Source organism: Cedecea davisae (genome assembly GCF_044095835.1).
In the GTDB taxonomy this organism is placed as follows: domain Bacteria; phylum Pseudomonadota; class Gammaproteobacteria; order Enterobacterales; family Enterobacteriaceae; genus Cedecea; species Cedecea davisae.
On record NZ_CP172054.1, the window covers coordinates 2,991,030 to 3,001,813 of the forward strand.

Below are 10,784 nucleotides of genomic sequence, written 5' to 3' on the forward strand. Positions count from 1 at the left end.
CCAAATTCTTGCTGCTTATATTTCTTGCGTGATCTTTACTTCTGAAAAAGAATCCTGGTTTCTTTAGAGACATTTCAGTGACGGATATATTTTTGTTGGATTTGTTATGATTCCCATTCGCGTAGCTCTGCGAAACACCGCTCTTGCCAGGGATCTTAGCTACCAGAATTGGTAGATGGGTTAATTGATGGTTGGTATTGATTACTTTGGTCATTTAGGGTGGCATTGGATATCTGATTTTAACGAGAAGTGGAAGTTCACTAGTCTGTCCACCGCAGATGTGTACTTACCTAACATCACGACGTGCTAATGAACGGTAAGGATATCACAATAACGATTTATATAATATATTTAAAGGGCTACAAGTTATAGCCCAACATAGTTATATTGCCGACTCTCTGTCATCTGCCAGGAAAACGTTATTAGTCAACGCTGACCTGACCGCCTCGTCGTTAAGGAGACGGATAAAAAGCAACTTTTTCTTTTGAGACGAAAGCTCAATAAGGTTATTTTGAATGCTTAGTTCGCGTCCAAATTTTGGGAAGTCATGCAGTATAACACTTATTTGTTGAATAGTTATTGCAGGCAAGTTGTTGCTCTGAATCTTAGCCAGCTTTTTCATGCAACTTCTATTCGACTTCATATCATCAAAAATCCCAAGTGGGTTAGAAATTCCACTGACATCGATAATGTTCAAGGAAACTATTTTAGGTATTGCCAAGTTTACCATGTTGTCAATAATCGCGTTTAAGCCATAGTGATTTTCTAATACTTTAAGGTTGCATATATAATGCTTTCCGTTGAAATAGAAAAAGTCGAAATCTTTTCTAACATCAATAACGTCATGATCAACCTCAGTTAATAAATTCCCATTCATTGACTTCAAAAAGGAAAGACCGCTTTTTTTATGAAGTGATACTTGATAGGTATGTTGATATAAGAACAAACTATCATTACCGTCAGTCAAATTAAGAACAATACCTTTTATATCAGAGAAACTATCAGTTGAGAAATCAAAGGATTTGACAATCGACGACGCGGTGAGTTGACTGATTTTTTCAATTAGAACAAACTCTTCTGCTGGCGGAGTGATATCGTACTCATAAATTTCATCTCCTTTACTTAAAAGAGCTGACACAGGATTTAGTGAACTATTTGATGATGTTGTATTGATAACGTCATCTTGAAATTTTTTAGTGAACTTCGTCGTTAAACTAGCCTGTGCTGAAGGCTCTAACGCAATCTTCTTAATTTCTAACTGCGATGTGGCATTAGATTTTGTTATGAAGAACATTTCACACGATGTATGGATCGATGTGCATAATGAACTTAGTGAGTTGAACATAAATATTCCTTTTATGCTTTAACAAGTAGTGTGCTGTCGTCTAAGTTAATATACTTCAAACGCTTACCATCTGATATTTCCCCTCGACATATCATAATGTACTTCTTATCTCCTTTATTTTTAATTTTCGCCTTATAAATTTTAAACCCTAATATCGCTAATGATGGATTGGAATAGAATTTATTTGTTCTAATATATATGGCACCAATAGCAATAATCATGACCAGAAGATTCAAGGCGGTTCTTTTGCTATTTACATCAGTAAATACCAAAGGCATAACATATGTTGTGAGAAATTCTAGATGCTCATGATTTTCATTCGATACGTCTTCAGCGATTATAGTAGCACTCCAGCCTGCCGATGTTTTAAGATAAAAGTAACCAAAACCAAAAAAACCAACAAACATAAATAACAGACTCAACAAAAAAACGTAATTCCGCGTCTTTAGCTTTTCATAAAGTGAAAATGAAAAACCCTCATCGCCTAATGTATGCGAGTATGCTTTAGCTAAAAAATCAGAATCCCATGACATTATAAACAGAGAGAAAAATAGCAACCAGAGTGATAATATGTAAAGTAATATTTTTAGTTTTAAGTTCCCCATAAAGATAGCCCTTGATTAATGTTATCATTTCATAAATATTTTTTGATGGAGCATGCAAAATTCAACCACATCTTCTTTCAGGTTTAATTCACTGTCATAAAAAACTGGATCAATTAATTTTTAATAGTAAAGTTTACTCTCCATTACAGTATAAATATAGCTTATTTTCATGATATCAAAGCAGGCAAGCTAACCAAGCCGGAAATACGCTGTGAGCGAGCTACAGATATTGCTAACAGAGTTCTGAATCAAACAATGGAGAACAGTTCAAAGCCACCAACAACACTAATAAAAAAAGGGGCCAAAAGCCCCTCCCAATATTAGTAGGTCGCCGAGCCGGTTTTAATCCATCAGCCTTTTTTAGCCGTCAATTCAGCAATACGGACAATAACCGCCACTGCCTTCTCCATTCCTTCCAGGGTCACAAACTCGTGTTTGCCGTGGTAGTTATAGCCGCCGGTGAACAGGTTCGGGCACGGCAGGCCTTTAAAGGAGAGCTGTGCGCCGTCCGTGCCGCCGCGGATGGGCTTCATAATCGGCTCTATATTGCAGTCGCGCATTGCCTGCCGGGCGACTTCAACAATATAAGGGTGCTCGGCCACTTTCTCGCGCATGTTGTAATAGCTGTCTTCTATTACCAGCTCTATATAGCAGTCCGGGTGCAGGCCTTTGCCGACCTTTTTGGCTATTTCCATCATTTTCCGTTTGCGGGCTTCGAACTGCTCGCGGTCGAAGTCGCGGATGATGTAATGCATCTCGGCGCGGTCAACCGAGCCTTTCATGGTGTTCAGGTGGTAGAAACCTTCATAGCCTTCGGTGCATTCCGGGCTTTCGTCCGCCGGGACTTCGGCATGAATACGCGCCGCCAGCGACAGGGCGTTAACCATCACGCCTTTTGCCGTGCCAGGGTGAACGTTATTCCCGACGATTTTGATAGTGACCGAAGCAGCATTAAAGTTCTCCGACTCCAGCTCGCCTACCCCGCCGCCGTCCACGGTGTACGCCCATTCGGCGTTAAAGGCTTCCACGTCGAAGAAATGCGCGCCTTTGCCGACTTCTTCATCCGGCGTGAACGCTACGCGGATATCGCCGTGAGGAATGTTCTTCTCTTTAAGCACCGCCAGGGCGGTCATGATTTCGGCCACGCCTGCTTTGTCGTCCGCGCCCAGCAGGGTTTTGCCGTCCGTGGTGATGAGCGTTTGCCCCATCAACTGGTGGAGCACCGGGAACATCACCGGAGAAAGAATTTCATCCCCAATGCCCAGGGCAATATCGCCCCCGCGGTAGTTTTCGACTATCTGCGGGTTAACGTTTTTCCCGGTAAAGTCCGGGGCGGTATCAACGTGGGAGATAAAACCAATCGCCGGAACGCGGTGCGTAATATTCGCAGGCAGCGTGCCCATCACCGTGCCGTGGTCGCTGAGCGTAACGTCCACCAGCCCCATCTGCTCCAGCTGTTCCTTTAACAGACGCAGGAGCTTCCATTGCCCTTCCGTGCTCGGCACCTGCTTAACGCCGGGTTTGGATTGTGTATCCAGAGAGACATACTGCAAAAAGCGCTCAAGTAATTTATCCATTTAGCCACCCTCGTTTTTTGTGACACCAATTATCAATAAGCCGCATCGGGCAGATATTGCGTCAGGTCACTTTTAATGGGTTACGGGAAAAATAGTTTATCGCGTTTGTAACAATGCCGTGTTATCAACCTACCCTTAACAAGAGAAAATAACCGCCGATTTCGGGCCTGCTTTCTCCATCGCGGGATTGGCGATTACCTCCTCTTTGCCGTAGAATCCTTGCCCTCACTCAACGTGCCAAAACCCAAGGTGGTTAATCACAAACCCCGTATCCCCGCTTTCGGATACGTTATTTATGGGACAGCGTAAAAAATTGAATAAACAGCAACGTTCGCGCTCGACGCTGGTCAACCTGGCCGGGGTCGCTAAGAGCTTTGATGGTAAATCTGTAATTTCTGACTTCTCTCTCACCATCAATCATGGTGAATTCCTGACGCTGCTCGGCCCTTCAGGCTGCGGCAAAACCACCGTATTGCGCCTTATAGCGGGGCTAGAAAGCACCGACTCCGGCCAGATAACGCTCGACAATCAAGACATCACCCACGTTCCTGCCGAGCATCGCCACGTGAATACCGTGTTCCAGAGCTATGCTCTGTTCCCGCATATGACGGTGTTTGAAAACGTCGCCTTCGGCCTGAGGATGCAAAAAACGCCTGCGGCGGAAATCACGCCCCGCGTGACCGATGCCCTGAAAATGGTTCAGCTCGAAGAGTTTGCCCAGCGTAAACCGAACCAGCTTTCCGGCGGCCAGCAGCAGCGCGTTGCCATTGCCCGCGCGGTGGTGAATAAACCTCGCCTGTTATTGCTCGACGAGTCGCTCTCGGCGCTGGACTACAAGCTGCGCAAGCAAATGCAGAACGAGTTGAAAGCCCTCCAGCGTAAGCTTGGCATTACCTTTGTGTTTGTCACGCACGATCAGGAAGAAGCCCTGACCATGTCGGACCGCATCGTGGTAATGCGCGACGGCAAAATTGAGCAGGACGGTACGCCAAGAGAGATTTACGAGGAGCCGAAGAACCTGTTCGTTGCCAGTTTTATTGGCGAGATCAATATTTTCGACGCCACCGTGGTGGAGCGCACGGATGACCAGCGCGTGCTCGCCAACGTTGAAGGCCGCGAGTGCCATATCTTCGTCAGCAAACCGGTTACGCCGGGGCAAAACCTCAAGGTGCTGCTGCGCCCGGAAGATTTGCGCGTTGAGGAGATTAACGGCACAACCGAGGCCGACGGGCTGATAGGCTACGTGCGCGAACGTAACTATAAAGGTATGACGCTTGAGTCCACCGTGGAGCTGGAAAACGGCAAAATGGTGATGGTGAGCGAGTTCTTTAACGAAGACGACCCGGACTTCGACCATTCGCTGGATCAAAAAATGGCGGTGACCTGGGTTGAAAGCTGGGAGGTTGTACTGGCCGATGAAGAGCTCGCGTAAATTCCAGAATGTGGTAATTGCCACGGTGGTGGGCTGGCTGCTGCTGTTTGTCTTCCTGCCCAACCTGATGATTATTGTCACCAGCTTCCTGACCCGCGATAACGATAACTTCGTGAGCATGGTCTTTACGCTGGATAACTACACCCGGCTGGCGGACCCGCTGTACGCCCAGGTGCTGCTGCACTCGCTGAATATGGCGGTGATAGCCACCCTCGCCTGTCTGGCGCTCGGGTATCCTTTTGCCTGGTTCCTCGCCCGGCTGCCGGAGCGCGTGCGCCCCCTGCTGCTGTTTCTGCTGATTGTGCCGTTCTGGACCAACTCGCTGATCCGCATTTACGGACTGAAGATCTTCCTCAGCACCAAAGGTTATCTCAACGAGTTCCTGCTCTGGCTGGGGGTTATCGACACGCCCATTCGCATTATGTTTACCCCGAGCGCGGTGATAATCGGCCTGGTCTATATCCTGCTGCCGTTTATGGTGATGCCGCTCTATTCCAGCATTGAAAAGCTGGATAAACCGCTGCTTGAAGCCGCGCGCGATCTAGGGGCCAGCAAGCTGCAAACCTTTATCCGCATTATTATTCCCCTGACCATGCCGGGCATTATTGCCGGCTGCCTGCTGGTGATGCTCCCGGCGATGGGCCTGTTCTACGTGTCGGACCTGATGGGCGGCGCGAAGAACCTGCTTATTGGCAACGTGATCAAGAGCCAGTTCCTGAACATCCGCGACTGGCCGTTCGGGGCGGCAACTAGCATCACCCTTACGCTGGTGATGGGCCTGATGCTGCTGGTGTACTGGCGCGCCGCGCGCCTGCTGAACAAGAAGGTGGAACTCGAATGACAGGACGCCTGCTCCGCGGCGGCTTTATGTCCGCGATTTATGCCTTTTTGTATATTCCGATCATTATTCTGATCGTGAATTCGTTTAACAGCTCGCGCTTCGGCATCAACTGGCAGGGGTTTACCACCAACTGGTACAGCCTGCTGATGAATAACGACAGCCTGCTTCAGGCGGCTCAGCATTCATTAATCATGGCGATTGTTTCCGCGAGCGCCGCCACGCTTATCGGCTCGCTTACCGCCGTGGCGCTTTACCGCTACCGCTTCCGGGGCAAGCCGTTCGTCAGCGGCATGTTGTTTGTGGTGATGATGTCGCCGGACATCGTAATGGCTATCTCGCTGCTGGTGCTGTTTATGCTGCTGGGCGTTTCGCTTGGCTTCTGGTCGCTGCTGTTTTCCCACATCACGTTCTGCCTGCCGTTTGTGGTGGTCACCGTTTATTCCCGCCTCAAGGGTTTTGACGTCAAGATGCTGGAAGCGGCGAGGGATCTGGGTGCCAGCGAGCTGACCATCCTGCGCAAAATTATTGCCCCGCTGGCGATGCCCGCAGTTGCCGCAGGCTGGCTGCTGAGCTTTACCCTCTCGATGGACGATGTGGTGGTTTCCTCGTTCGTTACCGGGCCGAGCTACGAGATCCTGCCGCTAAAAATTTATTCCATGGTCAAAGTTGGCGTCTCGCCGGAAGTGAACGCCCTGGCCACTATTTTGCTTTTACTCTCGCTGGTTATGGTGATTGCCAGCCAGCTTATCCTGCGCGATAAAACTAAACCTCAGGGGACGTTAAAATGAAAAAGTTGCCTTTCATAAAATGGTCACGCCACCTGCTTGCTGCGGGCGCTCTGGCGCTCGGCGTTAGCGCCGCTCATGCCGACGACAGCAAGACGCTCTATTTCTACAACTGGACGGAATACGTGCCGCCGGGCCTGCTGGAGCAGTTCACCAAAGAGACCGGCATCAAGGTGATTTATTCGACCTACGAGTCGAACGAAACCATGTACGCCAAGCTCAAGACCTATAAAGACGGCGCTTACGACGTTGTGGTGCCGTCCACCTACTTTGTGGCGAAGATGCGCAAAGAAGGCATGATCCAGAAGATAGACAAAAGCAAGCTCAGCAACTTTAAGAATCTCGACCCTGAGATGCTGAACAAGCCGTTCGACCCTAATAACGATTACTCCATTCCGTATATCTGGGGCGCAACGGCGATTGGCGTCAACAGCGAAGCGATGGATCCGAAGAGCGTTACCAGCTGGGCCGACCTGTGGAAGCCGGAATACAAGCAAAGCCTGCTGCTGACCGACGATGCGCGCGAAGTGTTCCAGATGGCGCTGCTCAAGCTCGGCTATTCCGGCAACACCACCGATCCTAAACAGATTGAAGCCGCATACCACGAGCTGCAAAAGCTGATGCCAAACGTCGCGGCGTTCAACTCAGACAACCCTGCTAACCCGTATATGGAAGGTGAAGTGAATCTGGGCATGGTGTGGAACGGCTCCGCGTATGTTGCGCGCCAGGCCGGTACGCCGCTGGACATCGTCTGGCCGAAGGAAGGCGGGATTTTCTGGATGGATAACCTGGCTATCCCGGCCAATGCTAAAAACGTGGACGGCGCGCTGAAGCTGATCAACTTCCTGTTGCGCCCGGAAGTGGCGAAGCAGGTTGCGGAAACCATCGGCTACCCGACGCCAAACCTCGAAGCACGCAAGCTGCTGCCGAAGAACGTAGCGGAAGATAAGTCGCTGTACCCGGATGCGGAAGTGATTAAAGCCGGTGAGTGGCAGAACGATGTCGGCGAGGCGAGTGCTTTGTATGAGTCTTACTATCAGCGGTTGAAAGCCGGGCGGTAATTCGCCCCTCACCCTAACCCTCTCCCCAAAGGGGCGAGGGAACCGGAGCTTCGCTTTCCCCCTCTCCCTTTCAGGGTGTACGTTCCGGGGACATAGTAGACAGATGTTCGGGGACATAGTGAACACCTTTTAACATCTTTTACCCATGATGATCGACCGGTTCTTCAGGTCGATCATTCCCACTTTCGTGCTGTACCACCACACCTCATAACAACCGTCCTCACCGCTTTCCTTCAGCCCCACTCGCTCTCCCCTGAACGCTTTGCCCGCTTTCAGGCTGATACCTCTGATGCTCAGGCTTCCACTGATATCCACTTTTCTTACCGCCACGCCGTCATCGTACTCCGGCCCGGGAGCATCGCTTCTGTACTGTCTGGCCGAAGGCTGATAGCGCGAACCCGGGACCGCCATATTCAGTCCCTCATGCGGGCGTTCAAAGTTATAGACCTCCCGCCAGTGGTCAAATACCCGCTGGAGCTGGTCGCTGTCCGTGAACCATTTCCCCTGCAGAACCTCCGCCTTCAGACTGCGGTGAAAACGCTCGAGCTTGCCCTGCGTCTGGGGATGATAAGGCCGCGAGTGCCCCACCCGGATACCCTGACGCATCAGCCACAGCTCCAGCGCGGTCCAGGTCCCGGTGGTGTCTCCCCAGGGCGCCCCGTTATCCATGGTCATCCTCTCCGGCAGGCCATAGCGCTCAAACACCTTTGTCAGATGTGACTGCACGGTCTCACGCCGCTCGTTGTCGCAGTGCGTCAGGCAGAGTGAAAACCGGGAGTGGTCGTCCAGCAGCGTGAGGGGATGGCTGCGCCCACCGGCGAAGGGAAAGTGTCCCTTAAAATCCATCTGCCAGAGGGCGTTCGGCCTGCCGTGTTCGAAGCGACCGGCAGAGGGGATACCCGGCGGTACACCGGGTAGCAGGCCGTGACGGTGCATCAGGTTGTGCACGGTACTGACGGCAGGAAGGTGGTGCCCCTGCGCTTCCAGCCAGGCCTTAATCTTGCGGGCTCCCCAGCGGGGATGGGCCAGGTGTGCCTGCTGTAACAGGTCAGCCACCTGAGCGGCGGTGGCGTTGGGAGAATGATGGGGAGCCCGTGAGCGGTCAGCGAGGCCGGGAAGTCCGGCCTCGAGAAAGCGGCAAAGCCACTTATATCCGGTGGCGGGCGCGATGCCGAAGTGGCGACAGAGCGCCCGGATGTTAGCCCCGTCCTGCGAGGCAAAGTGAACAAACTCGTGACGTAATGACATGGTATCTCTCGCATCCCAGGGCATAAGCGACTCCGGAAGAGGGTTCTTATGCCGTAGTTGTAAGTGTCTACCATGTCCCCGAACAAGTGTTCACCATGTCTCCGGTATGTACACAGGGAGAGGGTCGGGGTGAGGGTCAACCGCTAACTACAATCCCTTCAAAAGCTTATCCACAAATTCAGGCACCACCTGGCTTGCAAGCCCGTAGTGTTTCTCTTCGAATTCGCTGCCTACCTGGCTTGGCTCCAGGTTCAGCTCCACGGTGTGCGCCCCCTGTAGACGAGCCTCATGCACAAAGCCCGCCGCCGGATAAACGTGCCCGGAAGTGCCAATAGCAATAAAGTAGTCTGCGGTGGCGATCGCCTGGTAAATATCGTCCATGCCCAACGGCATTTCGCCAAACCAGACGATGTGCGGGCGCAGCGCAGAAGAGATCTGGCAGCAGTGGCAGCGGTCTTCAGGCGTAATATCGTCCTTCCAGTCCAGCACCTGGCCGCTGCTGGCGCAGCGAACTTTTAACAGCTCGCCGTGCATGTGGATAACGTTCTTGCTGCCCGCGCGTTCGTGGAGGTTGTCGATATTCTGGGTCACCAGCACAAAATGGTCGCCCAGCGCCTCTTCCAGCTTCGCCAGCGCAAGGTGTGCGGCATTAGGCTGGATCTCCGGCTGCTGGAGCTGGCGGCGGCGTTCATTGTAGAAGCGCTGCACCAGCTGCGGATCACGGGCAAAGCCTTCCGGGGTCGCCACATCCTCAACGCGATGCTCTTCCCACAGCCCGTCCGCCGCTCTGAAAGTACGAATACCTGACTCGGCGGAGATCCCCGCCCCAGTCAGCACCACCACTCTTGGTCTATCCATCAGTTCCGGCACCATTCTGTCTCTGAAAAAAATACGCTGACGCAACCGTTGACGCAGCAGACGTTTGTTCTTCCGAAACCGGCTAAGCCGGTGTTGACGACGAGAAAGCATAGTTACTCCGCGTAGTGGAGGAATGCAGCGCCGCGCATACCGCCTGCGTCGCCGTGCCGTGCCTGTTCAATGCGCGGAACCGCCGCCACCGGCAGCAAATACTTCGGCAGGCGCTCCGGCAGTTGCGCGTAGATATCGCTAAAGTTAGACAATCCTCCGCCAATCACCACCAAATGTGGGTCGATTGAGGTCAATAAATTGCCGAGGCAGGCCGCCAGCAGCTCGAGGAAGCGGTCAACATGTTCGATGGCCTGCTCGTCGCCCTGGCGGTAGCGGGAGATTATCTCTTTTGCATCCAGCGGTTCGTGGTAGAAGTGCTGCCACAGCCAGGCAAAACCGCGGCCAGAGAGGTAGTTTTCTATGCAGCCGTTTTTGCCGCAGCCGCAGCGGGTGAACGGAATATCGCGCCCGAGGATTTCCAGAGCATCTACCGGCAGGCGCGTATGGCCAAATTCGCCGGTAATGTAGCTGCGCCCGGTAACGGATTTGCCGTTAACGATGATCCCGCCGCCCACGCCGGTGCCGAGGATAAGGCCCATCACCACAGGATAATTGAGGAATTCGTCGTCCCACGCTTCGGAGAGCGTGAAGCAGTTGGCGTCGTTGTCGATACGCACGTCGCGCTCAAGCATGGCGCTCAGGTCGGCGCGCAGAGGCTTGCCGCTGGCGGCAGGCACGTTGGCGGCGTAGAGCGTGCCGTCGTCGGTTTCCGGCATACCGGGAATACCAATGCCCACGGAGCCACGGCAGTCAAAGCGCTCGTCTGCCTGAGCAACAAGCCCGGCGACTGCCTCGAGGAAATTTTCATAACTGTCATGGGGAGTAGCAACCCTGGCTTCCCAAAGTAAATGCCGCTGCTGGTCGTAAACGCCAAGTGCAATTTTAGTGCCGCCGATATCGAATCCGTAATACATCGCTGCT

At 52.1% G+C, this 10,784-nt stretch carries 10 protein-coding genes; 4 read left to right on the forward strand and 6 right to left on the reverse strand.

The features are described from left to right. Nucleotides 1-382: 382 nt before the first annotated feature. From ACG1VR_RS14350 to pepT, 3 genes are all read right to left on the reverse strand, one after another. Nucleotides 383-1,345, reverse strand: coding sequence for a Kiwa anti-phage protein KwaB-like domain-containing protein (locus ACG1VR_RS14350; protein WP_395489139.1), 963 nt, complete (start codon nt 1,343-1,345; stop codon nt 383-385). An 11-nt stretch (nt 1,346-1,356) separates the two neighbouring features. Continuing rightward, complete coding sequence (gene kwaA / locus ACG1VR_RS14355) at nt 1,357-1,950, reverse strand: anti-phage protein KwaA (RefSeq protein ID WP_395489140.1); 594 nt, start codon at nt 1,948-1,950, stop codon at nt 1,357-1,359. Nucleotides 1,951-2,300: 350 nt separating this feature from the next. Continuing rightward, complete coding sequence (gene pepT / locus ACG1VR_RS14360) at nt 2,301-3,527, reverse strand: peptidase T (RefSeq protein WP_395489141.1); 1,227 nt, start codon at nt 3,525-3,527, stop codon at nt 2,301-2,303. Between the two features lie 295 nt (nt 3,528-3,822). Here pepT and potA point away from each other — a divergent pair, with 295 nt between their 5' ends. The 4 genes from potA to potD are packed head-to-tail and all read left to right on the forward strand — an operon-like array spanning nt 3,823 to nt 7,646. After that, on the forward strand, nt 3,823-4,959 hold the full coding sequence (gene potA, locus ACG1VR_RS14365) for a spermidine/putrescine ABC transporter ATP-binding protein PotA (RefSeq protein WP_172567808.1): 1,137 nt from the start codon (nt 3,823-3,825) through the stop codon (nt 4,957-4,959). Then, nucleotides 4,943-5,800, forward strand: a complete 858-nt coding sequence (gene potB, locus ACG1VR_RS14370; protein WP_016535903.1) for a spermidine/putrescine ABC transporter permease PotB — start codon at nt 4,943-4,945, stop codon at nt 5,798-5,800. Before potA ends, potB begins: the two co-directional genes overlap by 17 nt. Further along, the gene (potC, locus tag ACG1VR_RS14375) at nt 5,797-6,588 is read left to right on the forward strand and encodes a spermidine/putrescine ABC transporter permease PotC (protein WP_395489142.1); all 792 of its coding nucleotides are present in this window, start codon (nt 5,797-5,799) and stop codon (nt 6,586-6,588) included. Before potB ends, potC begins: the two co-directional genes overlap by 4 nt. Beyond that, on the forward strand, nt 6,585-7,646 hold the full coding sequence (gene potD / locus ACG1VR_RS14380; protein WP_395489143.1) for a spermidine/putrescine ABC transporter substrate-binding protein PotD: 1,062 nt from the start codon (nt 6,585-6,587) through the stop codon (nt 7,644-7,646). The genes potC and potD overlap by 4 nt, the downstream gene beginning before the upstream one ends. A 129-nt stretch (nt 7,647-7,775) precedes the next feature. On the opposite strand, the gene ACG1VR_RS14385 is transcribed toward potD, so the two are convergent. From ACG1VR_RS14385 to nagK, 3 genes are all read right to left on the reverse strand, one after another. Further along, nucleotides 7,776-8,918: an IS481 family transposase gene (locus ACG1VR_RS14385; RefSeq protein ID WP_395488908.1), complete on the reverse strand. Its 1,143-nt coding sequence runs from the start codon at nt 8,916-8,918 to the stop codon at nt 7,776-7,778. A gap of 123 nt (nt 8,919-9,041) precedes the next feature. Continuing rightward, nucleotides 9,042-9,863, reverse strand: a complete 822-nt coding sequence (gene cobB / locus ACG1VR_RS14390) for a Sir2 family NAD+-dependent deacetylase (protein ID WP_395489144.1) — start codon at nt 9,861-9,863, stop codon at nt 9,042-9,044. Between the two features lie 2 nt (nt 9,864-9,865). After that, on the reverse strand, nt 9,866-10,777 hold the full coding sequence (gene nagK / locus ACG1VR_RS14395; protein ID WP_395489145.1) for an N-acetylglucosamine kinase: 912 nt from the start codon (nt 10,775-10,777) through the stop codon (nt 9,866-9,868). Between the last annotated feature and the right edge of the window lie 7 nt (nt 10,778-10,784).

Excerpts from the sequence above, each read along its gene's own strand:
- ACG1VR_RS14350 (WP_395489139.1), bottom strand. The coding sequence starts at position 1,345 with ATGTTCAACTCACTAAGTTCATTATGCACATCGATCCATACATCGTGT.
- cobB (WP_395489144.1), bottom strand. The coding sequence starts at position 9,863 with ATGCTTTCTCGTCGTCAACACCGGCTTAGCCGGTTTCGGAAGAACAAA.
- kwaA (WP_395489140.1), bottom strand. The coding sequence starts at position 1,950 with ATGGGGAACTTAAAACTAAAAATATTACTTTACATATTATCACTCTGG.
- ACG1VR_RS14385 (WP_395488908.1), bottom strand. The coding sequence starts at position 8,918 with ATGCCCTGGGATGCGAGAGATACCATGTCATTACGTCACGAGTTTGTT.
- potA (WP_172567808.1), top strand. The coding sequence starts at position 3,823 with ATGGGACAGCGTAAAAAATTGAATAAACAGCAACGTTCGCGCTCGACG.
- nagK (WP_395489145.1), bottom strand. The coding sequence starts at position 10,777 with ATGTATTACGGATTCGATATCGGCGGCACTAAAATTGCACTTGGCGTT.
- pepT (WP_395489141.1), bottom strand. The coding sequence starts at position 3,527 with ATGGATAAATTACTTGAGCGCTTTTTGCAGTATGTCTCTCTGGATACA.
- potD (WP_395489143.1), top strand. The coding sequence starts at position 6,585 with ATGAAAAAGTTGCCTTTCATAAAATGGTCACGCCACCTGCTTGCTGCG.
- potC (WP_395489142.1), top strand. The coding sequence starts at position 5,797 with ATGACAGGACGCCTGCTCCGCGGCGGCTTTATGTCCGCGATTTATGCC.
- potB (WP_016535903.1), top strand. The coding sequence starts at position 4,943 with ATGAAGAGCTCGCGTAAATTCCAGAATGTGGTAATTGCCACGGTGGTG.